Genomic DNA, 615 nt, shown 5'->3' with positions numbered 1-615 from the left:
CCGCTGACCGTGACGGTGGATAAAGTCGCGGCAAGCGGAGGCTACATGATGGCCTGCGTGGCGGAAAAAATTATCGCGGCGCCGTTCGCTATTGTGGGGTCAATTGGTGTTGTCGCGCAAATCCCGAACTTTAACCGCTTTCTCAAAAGTAAAGACATTGATATTGAACTGCATACCGCAGGGCAGTACAAACGTACCCTGACTTTGTTAGGCGAGAATACGGAAGAAGGGCGGCAGAAGTTTCGTGAAGATCTCAACGAAACGCACCATCTGTTCAAAGAGTTTGTGCAGCGGATGCGTCCGGCTCTGGACATTGAACAGGTCGCCACGGGCGAACACTGGTACGGTCAGCAGGCGCTGGAGAAGGGACTGGTTGATGAGATTAACACCAGCGATGAGGTTATCCTCGGCCTGATGGAAGGGCGCGAGGTGCTGAATGTGCGCTATATGCAGCGTAAAAAACTGATCGATCGTGTTACCGGCAGCGCGGCGGAAAGCGCGGATCGGCTGCTGCTGCGCTGGTGGCAGCGTGGACAAAAGCCGTTGATGTAAACCGCTATTGCCGGATGGCATTCAGCGCCATCCGGCATGGATTAATCAACCAGGTGATACTTC

At 54.1% G+C, this 615-nt stretch carries 1 protein-coding gene; it reads left to right on the top strand.

All coding sequences use genetic code 11. The annotated features are described in order from the left end of the window. On the top strand, positions 1 to 552 hold a 552-nt coding region (sohB, locus tag K0335_RS22160; protein WP_219394164.1), incomplete at its 5' end, for a protease SohB. Between the last annotated feature and the right edge of the window lie 63 nt (positions 553 to 615).

It is taken from the genome of Escherichia sp. GZ89, from assembly GCF_019366485.1.
Classification (GTDB): domain Bacteria; phylum Pseudomonadota; class Gammaproteobacteria; order Enterobacterales; family Enterobacteriaceae; genus Escherichia; species Escherichia fergusonii.
Note: the sequence above shows the minus strand (reverse complement) of the source record. Positions and strands in the feature narration are given on the sequence as shown.